Source organism: Shewanella sp. MEBiC00475 (assembly GCF_005234075.1).
Lineage (GTDB): Bacteria > Pseudomonadota > Gammaproteobacteria > Enterobacterales > Shewanellaceae > Shewanella > Shewanella polaris.
Genome location: NZ_CP039928.1, coordinates 873973 through 892465 on the forward strand (window position 1 = coordinate 873973; position 18493 = coordinate 892465).

8 protein-coding genes and 4 pseudogenes are annotated in these 18493 nt (G+C 38.1%); 1 reads left to right on the forward strand and 11 read right to left on the reverse strand.

All coding sequences use genetic code 11. From position 1 onward, the window contains the following. Positions 1-105: 105 nt before the first annotated feature. From FCN25_RS03760 to FCN25_RS03780, 5 genes and pseudogenes are all read right to left on the reverse strand, one after another. Positions 106-4776, reverse strand: a complete 4671-nt coding sequence (locus FCN25_RS03760; protein ID WP_137222090.1) for a VCBS repeat-containing protein — start codon at positions 4774-4776, stop codon at positions 106-108. A 257-nt stretch (positions 4777-5033) separates the two neighbouring features. After that, positions 5034-7067, reverse strand: coding sequence for a hypothetical protein (locus FCN25_RS03765; RefSeq protein WP_137222093.1), 2034 nt, complete (start codon positions 7065-7067; stop codon positions 5034-5036). 138 nt (positions 7068-7205) lie between these two features. Continuing rightward, complete coding sequence (locus FCN25_RS03770; RefSeq protein WP_137222095.1) at positions 7206-8576, reverse strand: protein-disulfide reductase DsbD domain-containing protein; 1371 nt, start codon at positions 8574-8576, stop codon at positions 7206-7208. 1257 nt (positions 8577-9833) lie between these two features. Continuing rightward, positions 9834-10834, reverse strand: a pseudogene (gene recA / locus FCN25_RS03775) (recombinase RecA). Positions 10835-10908: 74 nt separating this feature from the next. Next, on the reverse strand, positions 10909-11865 hold the full coding sequence (locus tag FCN25_RS03780) for an IS1595 family transposase (protein ID WP_137222035.1): 957 nt from the start codon (positions 11863-11865) through the stop codon (positions 10909-10911). A 235-nt stretch (positions 11866-12100) separates the two neighbouring features. On the opposite strand from FCN25_RS03780, the pseudogene FCN25_RS03785 reads away from it, so the two are divergent. Beyond that, positions 12101-12747: pseudogene (locus tag FCN25_RS03785) on the forward strand (transposase); the annotation flags it as partial. A 52-nt stretch (positions 12748-12799) separates the two neighbouring features. On the opposite strand, the pseudogene FCN25_RS03790 reads toward FCN25_RS03785, so the two are convergent. From FCN25_RS03790 to FCN25_RS03815, 6 genes and pseudogenes are all read right to left on the reverse strand, one after another. Beyond that, a pseudogene (locus FCN25_RS03790) lies at positions 12800-14274 on the reverse strand (IS66 family transposase). A gap of 90 nt (positions 14275-14364) precedes the next feature. Then, positions 14365-14592: an IS66 family insertion sequence element accessory protein TnpB gene (tnpB, locus tag FCN25_RS21310; protein ID WP_137222097.1), complete on the reverse strand. Its 228-nt coding sequence runs from the start codon at positions 14590-14592 to the stop codon at positions 14365-14367. A 129-nt stretch (positions 14593-14721) separates the two neighbouring features. Beyond that, positions 14722-14994, reverse strand: coding sequence for a helix-turn-helix domain-containing protein (locus FCN25_RS03800; protein WP_137222099.1), 273 nt, complete (start codon positions 14992-14994; stop codon positions 14722-14724). 297 nt (positions 14995-15291) lie between these two features. Further along, positions 15292-16005 (reverse strand): annotated as a pseudogene (locus tag FCN25_RS03805) (nucleotide sugar dehydrogenase); the annotation flags it as partial. Between the two features lie 34 nt (positions 16006-16039). After that, complete coding sequence (locus FCN25_RS03810) at positions 16040-16960, reverse strand: FkbM family methyltransferase (RefSeq protein ID WP_137222101.1); 921 nt, start codon at positions 16958-16960, stop codon at positions 16040-16042. An 11-nt stretch (positions 16961-16971) separates the two neighbouring features. Next, a complete protein-coding gene (locus tag FCN25_RS03815) occupies positions 16972-18480 on the reverse strand; it encodes a sulfotransferase (RefSeq protein ID WP_137222103.1) in 1509 nt (502 codons plus the stop codon). Between the last annotated feature and the right edge of the window lie 13 nt (positions 18481-18493).

Below are 18493 nucleotides of genomic sequence, written 5' to 3' on the forward strand. Positions count from 1 at the left end.
TCTTGAGTACTATTTATCCACTACATGTACAATAGCTTCTACAGAAATCAGAGATTTCAAGTTAACCTACAGAACAATAATAGCTGCACTGCAAGTTCACTAACGTTATTGCACAGAACTCGATATCAATGACAAGTCAGCACCACTGTAGGTATTAATAAATCGGATTAATGTACTTTCTTCTACGCCACTGAAAATTACATCATCTTTTCCATCATTATTTACATCATATGAACTTAACTGCATATCAGTCCAAGTACCATCAAGTGTTATACGTCCATATTCACTGGTATCTTGACCATCTTTAATCACAACTTGATGTCTACCGGAATTAACATTGACACCCAACAAAGCAAACTCATTAAAGCCATCATTGTTTAGGTCTCCTAACTCGGCCACTTGAGTATTTTCCCAAACGGCTGGCCAGCTAATGTTAGCGATACGTGTATTAGCTAAACGACCATCGTTAATACGTAAAAATACTTTACCAGTATTGTCTTTACCCACAATAGCCACTTCTCGAACACTGTCATTGGTTCTGTCAGACACTAATAATGGGCTGACATCCGTCAAATCATTGGGCCATGTAAAGGTGCGAATAACGCCTCGCTTGTCATGCCCTTTTTTAACCACCCATTGATAACGGCCATCATCTTTACGTTGTCCAAATTGGCCCCAATCAACCGTACCTTCACCATCGACATCATCCATTTCAAATAAACGAATGTTTTCCCATAAACGATTCCAGTTATATACGTCGATTTTTGTACTTGAATCTGCACCATCATAAACAAACAACTGGCCTTTATCTAAACGCTGATGACGACCATATAAACCAATCTCAGGCACACCATCTGCTGTCACATCCGTCAGTACCACTATTTGTGTTTCTAACCATAAGTTAGGCCATTTGAAAGTCTTATACGTCGCTTTAGTCGCACCATTTTTAACAACTAACTGCTTAGTACCATTGCCCAAATGAATACCCGTAATAGCATATTCTTGAATACCATCAAGCGTTAAGTCTTTCAAACCCACAAACTCAACTTCACCTAGCGTAGCAGGCCAGTTCCAAGTACCCATCGCTTGACCATTAACACCATTAAACACATAGAGCTGATAACGGCCAGTCGTTTCACTGAAACCAAATAGGCCGATCTCACTAATGCCGTCAGCATTGCGATCATCCAGTAATTGCACTTTAATTGACGCTAACTCATACGAAGCAGAGAAACTGCTTAATGCGTTAAATGAACTGCCACTCACCACACTAAACTGGGCTTCAGTTCCGGTTAATTTGAACTTCAACCAGTCCGGAGTTCCATCGCCATTAACATCACTCAATTCAAGTAAACTAGAAGGGCCATTGCCACCATCACTTGCGTCTAATGGATTTAAGCCAAAGTTAACTTCATCACCATCAGATACACCATCACCATCGGTGTCTGAATTACTAATGTCAGTACCGTACATCACTTCTTGGCTATTGGTTAAGCCGTCGTTATCATAATCGGCAAGCGCATCGTTTGCATCCAAAGGATTTAAACCAGCGTTAACTTCATCACCATCTAAAATACCATCAAAGTCTGAATCGCTGTTGTACATGTCTGTACCGTAATCAGATTCTTGATAATCATTTAACCCATCAATGTCGCTGTCGGGTAATGCATTCCAAGTTTCTGTGTATGAGCTTAAATCAAATAGCTCAACTGTATTTATACGCGGTTCAATATAAACACCATCTTCATCAGGGCTAATAACACCATCATCGTTGGAATCGTATCCATATACTGAACTTTCATATACTAATGCACGCCCTGTTTGATCAACAGAAATCACCTCCCATGTTCTCACGCGATGGGTGTCAGCTGAAATATAAGACATAGTGATTTGATTGCCATTAATCGTATAGGTCCACTCGTTCCCCATATAAAAGATACCTTTGCCTGTATCATAATCAATGGCACCGTTAATACCTTTACGCACAGTACCATCTTGTCGGAATTGATAGCCAAATACAGATTCAATTTTTAGTTGGTCACCATTCCATTGGTCAGGAAAGTGAGCATTGATACCAGCAAAATAAATATACGGTAATTGAGTTGATAGATTATCCGTTAATTGAATATAAGTGTTATCAAACTTAGCCAGTGGTGCGACATAGGTGTAAACCAAATTACCCGCGTTATATAACTCATAAAAAGCAAGGTATTGCTTTTCTACTTGTTTAATTGGAGTGATCTTAATTAGGTTGTTACCAGATGTTAGCACTAACGTACTATCTTCAAGTAACCAGCTGTAAACATTAGAATCAAATACTGCAGCATTATCATTTCCTAATATTAAATCTGTTGCAAACAGACCGTTTACCGTTTGGCCACTTCTACTCGGGCTATACGTAATCTCTGTTGGCGCTGACAGATTCCATTTACCTACCAAATCGTTGTCAGACATCAAAGCAAATTGACCACTTATGTCTGTTTGCCAGCTAAGCAAAGCTTGAGACATTGAAACATAAGATGGTGCAGATTGGTTCCATCCCCAATCAGCAGGAAAAACGATTGAAGTTTCGTTTGTAATTGACTCAATAACCTCTAAGTTATTCCCCTCTATAGCATTCTTAGTATAACTCTTATCTACTGTTTTAATTGTTTCTTCCAATTGAAAATCTGAAGGCACAATATTATTGTCGACTTGCTCGACCAACCAGTTAGCAACATCTTGGCCATATTTAATAGCAATCTCGTCAAAGGGGTAAAATTGGTAATTATAAGTCGTTGTCTCATTATTACTATCGACTTTTAATTGTCCATCCAACACCGACCAAGTCATCGCAGAACTAGAGAAATATGATAACCAACCTTGGCCCAACATCCCTGTTCCGCCTTCATTTAATACCAGTGCAACACCACTTTGCTGAATACGCCCCTCTTTTACATCACCAAGCAAAGCAACCTTGGCATGGTTCAATTCTGTAGTGCTAAATGACAAGGTAGTAGAGCCTGGTTTTGAGGTTGCCGATTTTGGGTCTGTACCTTGATCACGCTCAAAACCATCGGTAAAGCCATCACCATCAGTGTCCTGTGATAACGGATTTAAGCCAAGGCTTACTTCTTCAGCATCATTGATACCATCATTATCGGTATCAGCATTATTAGGTGATGTACCATAATCAGCTTCTTCGTAGTCATTTAGTCCATCACGGTCAGTATCAGGTAATGACTCCCACGCTTCGGTGTATAAACTTAAATCCAGTTTATACGCAGAGCTCAAGCGAGGAAGAATATACGAATTTAATTCATCAGCTGAAAATAAACCATCATTGTTATCATCATAACCAGCAATAGAATACTCATAAACTAAGGCTAAACCATCATCGTTCACTGAAATAACTTCCCAATGACGTTCTCTATAAAATTTGTAACCGTAATCATAAGTAAAGTGAGTAATAACGTCATTACCATCAATAGAATAATTCCATTTTTCATCTAAAATGAAAGTGGGGTTACCATTATCATCGTAGTCAGGATTTATACCACGCCAAAAGGTGCCATCATCCAAAAACTTATGAGCCCAAACATAATCAAATAATGGTTTGTCACCGTCCCAACTTTCAGGCTCTACAAGGTTAATGCCTGGCAACCAAACAATCGGAAATTTAGTCACTACATTGTCAGTAAATTGCGAATAACTAGCATCAAACTTAGCCATTTGACTGTTAAAGACTCTAACTAGTTGATTATTTTTATATTGCTTCACCGTCGCCAACATCGCTTTATCTTGTTGAAAAACCGGCGTAATCTTAAATTCTGTGTCACCTGATACGAGTGTAATTACTCCATTATTAAATGACCATGTATAGCTTTTATCAAAATGCGGGTTAGTTACTGTACCATTAGCATTTAAAGTCAAACGTTCGGAAAGAATAGTATCAACTGAATCTCCATTATTAGAGTCAATATATAAATCGACTAGCCATGTACCTGCAACAGTTTGCATGGTTTCATCAGCTAAAAGGCTCGAAGACGAAGCATACCAAGTGTTTTCAAAATCGAAAGCTTCTTCAGAATTAATCTCTTCTACATTCCAATCCCACTCAGCCGGAACAATTAACTTACTGTAATCAGTACCCACTAGATTAACTGTAGTTTTATCACCATCAACTAATAATTTCGTCACCGTCACATCAAAGCTGTATTCAATTTGCACTTCGATCTGAGTACTAGAAATCTCTCCAGCTTGATACTTGGCCTTTAAATGATCTGCTAAATTTTGACCATATCTTTCAGCGATTTCGTCATCAAAAATATAAAAATATTCAGTTTCAAGTTTAGGGTTACTTGAAAGATGTAGTTGACCATTTGTAACTGACCATGAAAACGTGTTTTCATCATAGCTATAATAACCATCAAACCCTGCTACCCCTGTATTGTCAGCTAAAAAATTGAATGCAGCACCTGCTCGGGGTAAAAAACCGGGATGAGATGCGTCTAACAATAAAAACTGTGAATTATTTAATTCGTTTACAGTAAAGTCAGTCGTTGCATCAACAGCATTCTGGTTTGTTTTAAGTGTACTCTCAGCAAATACAGCACCGTGTGCAGCTTGTTTTAATTGGCTAAAAGACGAAAAAAAACGTTGGGCTTTTATAGGATTGTCTTGAGGGATGTGTAAGCTCTGTAAATCTAAAACGGGAGCCTGCACTTTCTCAGCTGATATAGCAGGGAATACTGAAGCAACAATAATTGCCCCAATAGTTAGGCGAGCGAATTTCATAAAAAGTCCTTTTCATTCTATATGTAGATTATCACCAAAAAATCGTTATTGAGTTTAATACACCATACAAAAAAACAATAACTATTTAACCAAAAATAAGCTAAAAGTGAGATACAAACAAAAATAAAAAATAAAAAGTAAAAGTAAAAGTAGCAAAATCTAATAAATGTCAAATAAAACCAAATACAATAACAAGCATAAAAACGCCCATATAATGGGCGTCTACAATAATCAAATAACTAAGTTAACAAGAGACTCTAATTAGCAATAAGCCAACTGTTTAGCAATGTCGTCATCAAGGTTAAATCTTCAGACATTAACAGCGGCTTATTGTTACGGTTTGCATCTTTAATAACAAACAGTTTTCCATCATCTAAATATCGAGTAAAAACCATATCATCATCACCGTTATATTCAGATATCTGAACGACTAAACGCCCTTGTGCATCAACAAACCAAGGAACAAAGAACATCTCTTCAGCCCCAACAAAAGCCTGACCATTAGTCAAAAAAGTCACATTAAAACTTAAGGGTTCAGTCCTTTTTGATGAAGATCCAGCATCATCCATAACAAAAGAAAATAGCTTACCCACTAACATCGACGGGTCAAATTTATCCGCCACTACGGCAGTAAAAGGCAACTTGGTAAATACCGACAATTCCGAACCAGGAGATAATGACACTCCAAACGAGTCACTGACATAGATAAAGTTTAGCTCTTCATCGCCATTATCATGGTGAAGCGTTAATAAACTATTGTTAACGGTATAGGCCAACGTCTCACTGCCATTAAGTAAATAATTACCATCAAATAAAAGTTGTCCTACAGTGTCGCCAGAACGGTACGCATCATTAAAAGAGGTGATATATCTATAGTCAGTATCAAATCGAGCAGTTAAAAAAGAGTTTAGAGTAGTGCGTTCTTGACCCACTATTTTATCAAATATAACAGCATGATCATTTGTCCCACTGATGACAGAAATCCGTTCATAAAAACTGAGGTCTTGATAACCCGTTAACGCATAATCAAGCACGCCATCATTATTAGCATCAAAGATCTCAAGTCCCAGCAAACCGATTGTCCACTGTTTATCCCATTCAAACTGAGCTAACTCTTTACCTGTAACCAAGCTTTTAATACTTAATGTAATATTACCAGTACTTATATTAGGACCTAACAAACCAACCTCGCTCACTCCATCCCCGTCAATATCGTGTAAGTGAACAAGGCGAGATGAAGGTGACCATTTTAACGGCCATGAAATATTTTTTATTCGTTTGTTTGGTAGGCGCCCATCATTAATGAGCATTTTAAATCGCAAGTCGACATCAAACTGTGCGAGCGCAACGTCTTTAATACCATCGTTAGTTAAGTCATCTAACAACTCAACCTTGTCTACATTCATACTGGTGTTCCACGTTAACGTTCGCAACATACCTGTTTTACTGTTGCCGCGTTTAATCAGCATCTGATAACGACCATCATCATGGCGTTTACCAAATTGGCCCCACTCCACCGTGCCATCACCATCAATATCTTCTAATTGGAATAAAGAAATATCCTCCCAATGCTTTCCCCAGTTATAAACATCTAATTTATTGGTTGATAATGCCCCATCATATACAAACAATTGCCCATTACCACGGCGCTTATTAACGCCATATAGCGCAACTTCAGGAATATTATCTCCGGTAATATCAGACATAGTGACAATACGCGGATTATCCCAAATATTAGGCCACTTGAACGTCGCAACAGGACTTCTTAATTTCCCATCCCTTACTTGAAACTGCAAAGTAGAATTAACACTATGTGTTCCTAACAAGCCAAACTCGGGGATACCATCAAGCGTAATGTCATCAATCTCATGAAACTCAGGCACAAAAAGGGTGTTATTCCAAGTCCATGTACCTAAACTTTCACCTGTCTTGCTGCTTTTTAAAATGAATTGATATTTATCATTTACAATATTTAAACCAAACAAGCCAATGTCTTGAAAACCATCATTATCACGGTCAGCAACCCAATGAAACTTCGCATAAACAAATGAATCCGGATCTGGAAACGAAAATGAAGCCAGTTTTGAACCGTCTGCACCTGATATGACATCGTATTTAACCAATGTCGAATCCGCACCATACAATGCAAAGTCAGGTACACCATCGTTATTCACATCAGCTGTGAGTTTAATTCCATCCGTTGCATGATCAAAACCAGCTATAACTGATGGACAGATTAAACTTAGGGTTGTAGCAAGTAGAAAGGCAATAGAAGATAGCGGAGATCGCATTAGTTTCATCCTTGAAATTTATAAGTACCAGAATAATAAACTAAATTTTTTGTAAAGCAACTGGAGATATTTACAATTGATAAATACAAAACTGGCATGTTAGGTGATTAAATGGCTTCATTACACTCTTGTATTAATCTATCGTATTAATAGTAGAGGAGGCACTATTACGATAGTTTCAGGTAACAAGCATAATTTATCCGAACACATTTGCAAGTTGAGCTTAATGGGCCGTCTAGTACGCTGAAATTGCTGGTTGTCCAATACGATCTGAATTGTCGAATCATAAACACTCAACCTATCCTGACTAAATGACAGATTAACTTGTTTAGCTTCTGGAAAATCGGCTTTCACGGGATCATCATTAATAAACTGGATAGTGGTTGGGATCAGTTTTTTATCCAACGGCTTATTCGAATTAATGTGCCAACCATTTGCTAAACTAATTTGTAATATTAAGTCATTATCTATTTTGACAAAATTCACAACACCTTTACCTTTACCAAAAAAATAAGGAGATAGATTATTCCGAACGGTTCTGTTTGCCGCAGACAATAAGGACAGTTGCGATATCGTTAATGGCGACTGAACAGATCTTGTCATTAACTCCCCCATCCTATCCGTCATTTCAGACTCCCCTGTGGCCAAATACAATTGTTTATAGGCGTTTATCGCCATCGCCACCATTGAGGGAAGTTGATCATCTACAGCAAGTAATAATGGGTCCATGTTGTCGACTAATATGCCCATTTGATGGCTCAATTTAACGGCTAAAGCCAAATCATTGGCGTTACCGCTAATACCGTACTTCAACAACAATGCCTGTATAAAGAGAGCATGATCATCTAGTTTTGCATCAACCGATGCTCTGCCATCATAAACAATACGATAAAGCTGTCCATCGCGATAAAACTGTTTCGTTAGCAGATCAATATGGTGGTACATCTTTTGTTGAATACGCTCATCCAACGTTGCTGAATACATTTCTGCTAACGAGATAGCATACAAAGCATTCCACGATAAAATACCTTTCAGATCAGCCATGGGCAAAGGAAATCGCTTTTTCCGCAGTTGACTTAATGTGTTAATCGTTTGGGTGGACGGTAAGTCGATAGAGCGAAGTGAAAATAACTGACTCTTAGGTGAATGCTTAAACAGTGAATGTTGTTCATTAGAAAAAAGTGGAAAATCTTTAATTGTCGTCTGGTAATACCCACCTTCAATATCATTAGAGAGAGCAGACAGCGACGAAACAGCGTAACCATTGTATTTCATCTTTGATTCAACAAAGTTCACCGTTTGATTGGCAATATCACTATATTGACTCATGCCGGTGATCAAATAAAGCTTAACTAAAACATGCATAAGTTGGGCTTGATCATAAAGCATTTTTTCGAAATGAGGCGTTTCCCAGTCACCCGTTTCAGAGTAACGATGCATACCACCATCAATAAAATCATAAGTAGGGCAGATTAAAAAACTATCAACTTGTGATTTTACAATATCCAAATATTTAACATTAGCCGTTTTGTCGTATTCAGCTAAAAGGTGCAGCAGTCATTCAGCTCGTAAAAAACGAGGTGTATCATGGCTTTGCTCTTGTGTTAGCACAGCCATAACATCTTCAAGTAAGCGGGTATAACTTTTAGGCAATAAAAAAGTCCTCTAATAATATTTTTTGACTTGATAATAATTATTACTTTTGACACACAACACGTAGCACATCTGAATCACAAGCCAGATTTTCTTATTTTGGGTAATAAACTATCGTTTCTTTGGCAAGTAAGATCATCACTTTTTTTGATATTTCACGCCCTATTTCGAAGCATTTTACTTGAGATTTTAGTTTGCGATTTTCTTTTTGCTCAGACGTCAGTTTGCCATGGTCTCTAAAAGTATGATCATCGTCATTTCAGCTTATTTGGTCCACTGATCTTCTCCCAGTTTTGTAGACACTTAGCTCACCTGAGAATATGTTCTTCGATATTCATCTGGGAATACATAACAGCGACCGAGATTGGGGCGTTGAACTCTAAGTTTCAAGCAGCACCTGAGATACAGGAATTTTGGTCTCTAACGAGAGCCCAATGGAAACTAGTTTGAATTCTTTTGAGTAGGTTTTACGTTTAGTCATTTGAATCTCCAGTTAGCCAATTATGTCTTAACTGGGGAGGCGGAACAATTAGACCACGTGACTTGCGTTGCGGTGAGCAAACACAGTTGGTAGAAATTGTCATTCAGTGAGAACGACATGACAATCGTATTGTTTTGGAACGAAAAAGAAAATGTTCCGCTTGATGGATGACGAATTGGCAACTAGGGGTGGGTTAACTGTGAAGGTGCGTTAAGACTGTATCGTATCAGCTGACAAATTGAGCGGCTATTTATATAGAGAGAAAGTCAGACAACAAAAATAAATTTGTGACGCATCTGCAACATCTGATTAAAGAATTGATCAAGGCTATTTGGCTGAGCTTACTACTAAGAATGATAATAGCCTAATCGACTAAAGGTCGCAGAAAGTGCACTTACCTATGTTAACATCTCCAAATCTACTCGAAGTTGGGCAATAACATTTACTTCAACAAACCGTTGTAGAGTCAAACTAACAAAATTTAGACAAAACAAAAGCTTGAAATTTAAATGCTCAATCCGCAGTTTATTATTAACAGCTTAATTAATAGAGTCTCACACTTCAGAGTTGAATTCAGGCTTTATCATAGTATTCGTTTCATTCTCTTCTAATAAAATATCACAAAAAATGGGCTAAAGTTTTTTAGGAAAATGTATTTCAAGGATTTTGTCCTTTATTTCCTCATAGAGATGAGGTGTTAAACGTAAAAACTCGCTGGCATTATCATATCCTTGTCCAATCTTATTATCACCATAAGCATACCAAGAGCCTGATTTTTCTATTATTCTCCCCTCAACAGCTAAATCTAAGAGTTCGCCATATCGATTGAATCCTTTCCCATAAATAATCTGAGTTTTAGCTTCTTTAAAAGGCGCGGCAATTTTATTTTTAGCCACTTTAATTTTAATTTCATTACCAATGACCACGTCACCTCTTTTTATTTGTCCAGAAGAAGAGCTATAGGCGCGCATCTCTAGGCGAACAGAAGAATAAAACTTAAGTGCATTACCACCAGTTGTAGTTTCTGGAGAACCAAAAATAACACCAATTTTCATTCTAATTTGATTAATGAAAATACATGTACAATTAGACTGCTTTAAATGGCCTGCAATTTTACGCATTGCTTGTGACATCATACGGGCTTGTAATCCCATATGTGAATCGCCAATTTCTCCTTCAATTTCCGCTCGAGGAGTCAATGCTGCAACTGAGTCAATAACAATCAAATCTATAGCTCCGGAGAGAGCAAGACTGTCACATATTTCTAAAGCTTGCTCACCATTATCAGGCTGTGAAACATATAGCGAATTGATGTTGACGCCTAATTTTTGTGCATATATAGGGTCTAATGCATGCTCTGCATCAATAAATGCACAAGTTTTACCTTCTCGTTGAGCAGAGGCTATAATCTCTAAAGTTAGAGTCGTTTTACCTGACGCCTCTTGGCCATATATCTCAATAATCCGGCCAACAGGTAACCCCCTGCACCAAGTGCAATATCAAGAGCAAGCGAACCAGTCGAAATCGTCTCAACATCCATTGAGCGATTGGCACCTAAGCGCATAATAGACCCTTTACCAAATTGTTTTTCAATTAGATTAATAGCCGTGTCTAGTGCATTTTGTTTACTCATGTGATCCCTTCGAAATAGCACTGTATGTAAAAAAGGGCTATCCACTTAGCACAACCAACCACTATATGTTGTGGTTATCGATTTTTAATTGATTGGTACGTTATCGGCTTAGAACGCACTGCTTGTTCAAGCAACCTGTAGAATAATAATCCCCGAGAATCTGACTTTCTTCTATTGAAGCGAAATGTAAACTCATCTAAATAATAATCAAGTTGCTTAGCCTTTACCGCGCCTTGATATGTACCTAAAAGCCATCTTTTACATAATGATGAGACTCGATGTACCCCAGCCATTGTTTCATGTGCAGGTACAGATGAACCTAAATGCACTATTCGGTTATGCTTATATCCTTTCTTGTCTATTTGTTTGTATGCTTGAGAGCCATCACTACAAATTGTACTACCAGGTTCAATTACATCTTGAATGAATTGATGGATATGTTCTTTGGTTGCACTTTCCACTAGCCTTAAACGTATCCGGCCAAATCCAGAGGGTGATAGCAGCTCAACAGCGACCAAAACTACAGCCTTACGCTTACCCTGTTGATTTTTAATAGATGATTGGGGAACGACGCCACCTATTAGTGTTTCGTCAACCTCTACGATGCCGGACAGTTTATCCCTTTCAGGATCAACCATGGCATGCCTTAACTTGTGCATTAATGACCAAGCGGTTTGATAACTCCCAAGACCTAATAACCTATGAACTCCAAGAGCGCTGACCCCATTTTTTTGATTTGTAATAAACCAGACGGCAGCAAACCAACTTTTCATGGGGGTTCTTGTTTTGTCAAAAAGTGTACTTGATGTTACTGAACACTGAGAACGGCAAGCATGACATTTTAACTTGCCATTACTTAACTGATAAGGTGATTGATGGCTTGAACAGCTTGGGCATATGAATCCGTTTGGCCAACGAAGTTTGTAAAGGTAGCTAATGCAGGATTGTTCATCATGAAACCAATCAACAAATTCGCCCCAACTTGTAGGGTAATCTACACCCGCTTTTAATAAATACGATGAAGTTTTCATCACTACATATTGACACTGGTGGCGCTAAATGGATAGCCCTTATGTAAAAACAGTATTATTTTGGCGTGTTAGTTTGTTTTAAGCAAGACTTTTATTTATTGCTGTTAGTAATAAATTGACTGGTTGTACAAAATTTTTATAATTTTGTTTGCCGTTTGTAAGCTAGCCCCCTGTGTCAAGATAGTTATCGCCTCAATTAATTTACAAATAAACAGCGCGCGGTTAGTTAAAGCAAGTGAATTATGAAAGGTATTCAAGTCAATTTAAAGAAGCAATATTAGACAAATTTAGTCAAAGTGATTTGTCGGTTCGCAAGATTACAGAGCAAAAAGGCATTAAGCGCTCAATCCTGTATAGTTGGCAAAGGCAATTCAATACCTCAGGGTTAAACGTGTCAAAAGTAAGTTCATCGGATAAGTAGTCAAGTGAGGAAAAGTTTTCAGTTATATTGGAAACCGCACACTGTAGGCTGTTGAGTTAACTGAATATTGCCGAGCTAAGGGCTTATACCCTGAGCAAGTCAACGCATGGAAACAAGCTTGCATTGCCGGTAATTCAACAACAAAGCCGCAAAAAAAACCAAGATAACACTGAGCAAAAGGCAGACAAAAAACGCATTAACGAGCTCGAACGTGAGTTACGCAGAAAGGATAAAGCTTTAGCGGAAGCTGCTGCTTTACTCGTACTAGGAAAAAAGTTCGATGCCTATTGGAAGGAAAAAGAGGAAAGCTGACTTCGCTGACCGATAGGCATAAGCATGCACAGTTGGCCAGCACCGCCGTCGCGGCAGGTTCGAGGCAAGATAAGGCCTGTGAGGTGATTGGATTATCAACAAGAACCATACAGCGTTGGCGAGTAGACGGTGAAATTAGCGCAGATAAGTAAGCGGTCAATTAACTGGTGAAGCTTATTCTGCTTCACCTAAATCAACATTCTACGGCAGCAAATCAGACATATCATCTAATGGTGCACGCTTGGGTAATTCCGTAAAGAGATGACGGAAATAGTAGTAGGGATTCAAATCATTGGCACGGCAGGTCATCACCAGACTGTATAAGTTCGCACTGGCTTTAGCGCCACCCACCGACGTCGAGAACATCCAATTTTTTCGCCCTGTGGTAAACGGCCGGATATCCCGCTCTGTGACATTATTATCAATACTGATATCCCCATCTTCAAGATAGGTCAGTAATTTGGGCCATTGATTTAAGGTGTAACTAATGGCTTTGTCCAATGCCCTTTAGGTAAAACATGTTGGCTGTTCAACCAAGCATAAAATTCATTGAGGATAGGTTCGGCCTGTTGCTTTCTCAACTGTTGACGCGCTTGGGAAGTTAAGTTTTTTGCCTGTTTTTCTATCCCGTAAAGTTTGGCTATGTAACTCAGTGCTTTTTCAGGTTTACCTGCTTTTTTGGATGGCGATGCTTTTTGAGCATCGGTAAATTTACGTCTGGCGTGTGCCATACAAGCGGCTTGAGTAACCTGTTCAAGCGTATTGTAAGCACTGTAGCCATCAGTCAGGAGGTAGCCTGAGTATCCCGTTAGGAAATCCTTTACACAGGCAGCGGCACGACTCGGTTGATAGTCGTAAATAACCGCTGGGTTTTCTGCAAATTCTCCACTGCGGTAAACCCACATGTACGACTTAGTTTCGGCTTTTCTGTCTTCTTCTCGAAGGACTTGTACCGTTGTCTCATCGGCACAAATCAGCTTTTCGCTCAGGAGCTTATCCTTCATTGCATCGATAATGACTTGGACTTTATCACCTAGCTGTACACACCAATTTGCGAGTGTGCCTCTGCTTATATCAATTCCTGAGCGATTTAACATATCAACCTGGCGATACAGTGGTAATGCATCCACGTATTTAGCCGTGACGATTGCCGCAAACGTTTCAGCTGTGCCCATGCTTTTAGGCAACATACTCGCAGGCTTAGGGGCGGTAATGACTTTATTGCTGACGTGTTTTTTTTCACATTGACGACACGTGTATTTGGTACGCTCATGACGGATAACGCTGACTTTCTGTGGAATGATTTTGAGCGTTTCGCTGACTTCTTTACCGCATTCATGAAGGGGTGCTTGGCAACATTCACAACAAGGGGCGCTGAGTTCGTGCTGATAAACTTCACGGTCAAGCGCTTCAGGTAACGGTTTTCTGCCTGTTTTAGCCTTGGTCTTGTTTACTTTTGGCAACGCATGTTGCTGCTCAGCTTCGTTAAACGTGCCTTTGGCTACTTTTTCACTTTGCGATGAAAAGCGTTTTTATTTGCTGAGATTGAGTTGTTCAACCAGTAGTTGAACTGTCGTTTTAAGCTCAGCAATTTATTCTGCTTGTGCACGCTCTTTTGCTTGCAGTAGCAGCAACATGGCTTTGAGTAGTGCTACGTCATCAGGTAGGTCAGTCAAGGTCGCTCAGGTCTTAAAAGGTTTTTAATACCCTTAGTCTGACAGCGAAAAATGATCGTTCAAGTAGAAATTTGCGATCAACATTTGCCGTCACACTTCAAGTCCAAATATGGGTCGATGCGCCTTAGGATTATCTAAGGTTAATCCCGATAATAGCAAATGTAACTGCTGCTTGCTGATATGCACTGCGCCATCACATTTAGGCACAGGCCACTTAAAGTGGCCTTTTTCAAGGCGGGGATAATAAAGCCAAAATCCGTTGGTATCCCAGAATAAGATTTTGAGCTTATCACGATGCCGATTACAAAAGATAACCAAGCCTGGCTAAAGGGGTCCATCTCAAGCGTATCTGCAACGATTAAGATAGTCCATCAATCGACTTTCTCATGTCGGTGACACCCGACACTAAATACACGTTACCAGTGGGAGTCATTGGAATGCTGCAACCTAATGTTTGATTTGTGTTTGACTGAGCATCGAAGGGAGTTCAGCGCGAATACCGTTAGGTAATAATAGCACCACGATATCAGTGCTTCCCAGGTCAAAGACAATAGGCTGAACTTGTTGCTTAACCTCTGTGGTATTGAGTTTTTTGACCCAATAGTAAAGCGTTTGATAGTTGATTGACCGCTCAGTACAAAATTGTTTAATCGGTAACTGGCTTTGTTTGAACTCAGTCAGTATTTGAGTCCAGTGGTCATGTTTTTGCGATTGATTCATAGCATCTCCTTTGTAAAGAAGCACTATGCCAAAGACTGATTTTTATTGGTATGTGGGGTTAATTGACCGCTTACTAATTGACCGCTTACGTACTCAAGGCAAGATTGAATAATATCGGGTTATAGAACACAGCGAGAGATGAAAACTCAGTAAGGCGATTAATTGAAGTTCGAGCAAGGGCTTCTGAAAGTTCCATAAAAATCCAATAATAAAGATTATCGGATTTTTATGACTAAAAAGATCGGTCAACCGATCTGTTAATTTTTCTCACTTTACCGCTTAACTGATCAGTATTACACCTATGCGAGGGTCTAAACTCACCCCTTCAATAATTTTTTTACTGTTTAAACCGTGGTTTTCTGCGTAGCTGTCTAGCTCATTAAAATAGGCAACGCGCATGACAAGGTAGGCATTTGAAAACAACTTTATCGCTTCAGCTTCTGTTGAGTCAGTAAATAATACTTCAATATTGTCTTTTTTGCACCTTGCACTAACAAATCAGCAAACTGCTGGGCACGCTCTGAGCGCTCACCCACAATAATACGTGACGAATATAACTTATCGTGTAACGCATTACCTTCACGCAAAAACTCAGGCGAAAACAGGATATTATTCCTATTAAACTTCTCACACACGCTTTTAGTGTAACCTACTGGTACGGTTAATTTTATGACCATTACAGCATTAGGGTTAATTGTTAACACATCTTTAATCACCGCTTCAACAGAGTTGGTATTAAAGTAATTTGTTTCTGGGTCATAATCAGTTGGCGTGGTAATTATCACAAAATTAGCATCTTGATAAGCTAGTCGCTTATCTAAAGTTGCATTCAAATTAAGCGATTGATGTTGTAAATAGTGTTCTATATCAACATTCACAATAGGCGAGCGATTATTGTGGATTAAGCTACTTTGTTAGCGACGTTATCCACCGCCACAACAGTGTTATGTTGAGCAAGTAGCACAGCATTGACAGGCCAACATAACCTATACCAGCAATAGCAATTTTCATTTAAACTACTTTAATCCTTGTTGATTTATTTTAGTCACCGGCGTAAAAAAGACTCAAAACTTACCTCTTTAAAGTTTCGAGTTAACAATGCGATTAACTGGGCATGCGTTAACCCCAACCAATCTTTATGGCACCATCTGGGTGTTTGCCACAGTGCTTTTTTCAGTGATTGCTTTGAGTCAACCCGTTGCAAAATACAACCTTTTTGGGAAAGGCTTTCACTTAAAGCAGGTTCTACCTTGCCTTTTTCAAAAGCGAGTAAGCCAGCCTCATAAGCAAAAGGAAATAGAGCCGTTGGGTTACTAAAAAAATTATCAGGGTTATGAGAGGGAAAAGCAAAATAATAAACTTCATAACCCATCCAATCTAACCATGAATAGATATCTAATGATTCGTGACCTTCATTACACTCAATCCAAAGTATGGGTTTATGTTGAGAAATCCAGTTTTGAGTAGATTTTAAGGCTTGTAATTCGCCGCCCTCTAAGTCCAATTTAATCAAATCAGGTATGAAGTATCGGTCAGCTAAATTTCGAATAGTACTCGTCTCAACTACAATCTTTTTATTACAACTACCTTCGCCATTTAAATTTGTAGAACCTTGGTTATATAAATCCCAACTAAGGTCTACCTCTGTTAATTTTGAGTTGCTATCAGTAACAATACCTTTAAAAACAAAGTAGTTATTTAAATTTGAGGATAAATTTCTATCCAAAACAGTCCAACATTCAGGGTTAAGCTCTACAGCCAAATACCTATTATCCTTAGAAAATGTATTCAACCCCAATGAAAATGTACCAATAAATGCACCTAAATCAAAAATACTCGCGCCAGCTGTAATAATAGTAGAAACAAACTCACACTCTAAATATGCCCATTCACCATACTCCTTTAAAAACTTAGAAATAAGGTCACCATCCTTTAAAAAATCAATCGAACCGTAGCGTGAATTCATTAATACAGACCTTAACTAAATGATTCTCTAGCGAAGTAATTAGAAACAAATCTTTCTGCCATAAAATGCAACACTACATCTGGTTTTTCTTTTTCAATAACATCACTGTAAACATTACCTTTGTGCCAAATATAAACAACTCGTTTAAAGTGATTGCTAATTAAAGGTTGAATAAAATCACAAGTGGAGTCTCGAAAAACAACAGCTGTTGGTAACTTAGAATCTAATATTTCAGTTACAATGACCTCTCTACTTTCTCCATATTTATTTATATAATCTTCAGGCGCTTGCAATACATCAAACCTTTGAGGTGCTTTATAAGCAATTTCATATGACAATGAATCCTTCTTATTAAAATCTCCCCATACACCTCTTATATCAGTCTTTTGATTATTTGATACCTGCTCATACAAATCACCACGATAATCAGCTATTATTGGCTTTAAATCGTCTATAACTATTGCAGCACCAACGTTTAGACCTTTCTTGGAACATTCCGATAATACATGACGATAAATATAATATGCACCAAGCCAATTAACATGACTATCGCCCCTAAAATATAAATTACCCCACCCCTTTAATGAAGTTAAGTATTTATCTAAATAGTGAACGCCCTCAACAGCACCTAATAATTTAGCCGGCCTAGTATTTGAAAGTCTTTTGTCGTTAAAAATATGCGGTAGAAACTCATTATAAATAACATTTTTTTCCGGGGTAATATATTTTAAGTAAACGCCCCCCTTGTCAGCTAAGCATTTGAGTCTTGAAGAAAAAACTTCATTAACTTTACTTATATGACTTTCATCCCATTCATTTATACCATAAGCCCAACGATAAAAGTCGTTACTATCATTAATCAAATAAATCCAACCTTTTTCTGAAAGTAAAGTTTTATACGGCTGACACACACTTTCTAAATATGAAACCCAATCATCTCCACTATATCTATACAAAATCTTTCTCTTGCTGACATCTTCGACATCAATATCCTCAGTTGTATTTTCCTTTCCGATTACTGCGCTTGATTTTATACCTAAAAATAATTTTATTTTATTACTATTTAAATCATCACAGTCATCAATATTAACGACTAAAAATTTAGCACTATTATTTCCAAAAAAAACAGATATATCGTTATTTATTTTTTCATAGTTATGTATGATTTGCTTTTTATTTAATTCCATCCCAAACTTGGGGAAATAACCAAGCATAGAATTTAACCAGCGTTCTGTATTTTCTCGAACGGTAAGAATAAAAAATGAATCAGGATAACTCTCATATAGCTCTTTATAGTATAATCTTGTGGGGTAGTCCGTAAAGCCGTTATATTCACTAGAATCTATGTAATTTAATAATTTTGTTAAATTACTAGTTCTATTTTCATGATCAGGAGATGTTTGTTCACTTTCTTTAACATAATAATGCTTTGAGTTTATGCCTAATGCCATTAAATATGCGTTCAAGGATGATGTGCCGGTTCTAGAATCACCAAGTACAAAGACTTTATTATTTATCATTATACTACCTATC